The organism is Allohahella marinimesophila, assembly GCF_039538005.1.
Taxonomy (GTDB): Bacteria; Pseudomonadota; Gammaproteobacteria; order Pseudomonadales; family Oleiphilaceae; genus Allohahella; species Allohahella marinimesophila.
Genome location: NZ_BAABBO010000027.1, coordinates 1 through 890 on the forward strand (window position 1 = coordinate 1; position 890 = coordinate 890).

Annotated in this window: 1 protein-coding gene; it reads left to right on the plus strand. The window is 47.9% G+C overall.

The annotated features are described in order from the left end of the window. Window positions 1-63 precede the first annotated feature (63 nt). Window positions 64-890, plus strand: an 827-nt coding sequence (locus ABD735_RS20075) for a hypothetical protein (protein WP_344809875.1), incomplete at its 3' end; no start/stop codon positions are given.

Here is an 890-nt window from a genome sequence, read left to right on the forward strand (position 1 = left end):
AAGCTGAAAGATGCCACTGGCGGCAGATATATACACGTTGAAGACGGCGGAGTAACTGCACCCATGCGATCAATGATCATCTATCCTTCAAAAGAAGCGTTAATCGCTGAGATTCAGAGCGACCTTGACGCTGGACTAAACGTCTACTTATATACAGACTGCAGCAACAACGCGCGCCAGAGTGAATTTGATCAGCTTCTTGCTGCTCTCACTCCGCGCGCAAAGTCTGTTAAGCGTCTAGACAAAGCGGGCTTTGCCGATCCGTCCAACAAAGACTATCTCTCAGACCTTACAAACAACATCACAGAGCAGCTTGTGATTTGCTCCCCGGCTATGAACTCGGGCGTGTCGATCGAGAGTGATCACTTTGACAGTGTTTACGTGCTCGGTCGTGGAACAACACTACCTACAGAGTTGATACAAGCGCCACCGCGTGTAAGGAAAATGAAAGAGGTGCGCATCTACATTGATGCACACAAATATAACAATGGGCTATCTATCAACCCGGACTTCGTGCTGGAGGAAGAGTTGTTAAAAGAGTCGTCTGCTGGATATGAAGTCACACCAGACTTCAAGCAAGAAATGCTTGCCAAACCGGGTGTTGCAGACGTCATTGACCAGATCGTCTATGAAAATGGCATGCGCGCAAACTATGCCAATACGTTTTATCACATCGCGATGTTGCATAATTACGTGCTGTCATACTCAGATAAGATAGCAACAGAAGAAGAAGAAAAAGAGATCAGTGCTGCGAAAGCACGTGCCGAAGCTCAGCGCATAGCGCAAGTTGCGGCAGAGGAAGAGATAGACGCAGCGACTGCAAAAAAGATCATCGAGAAAGACGCAATGAGCAGGGCTGAAGAGTGCAAGCTGTACAAGTACCAGCTCAG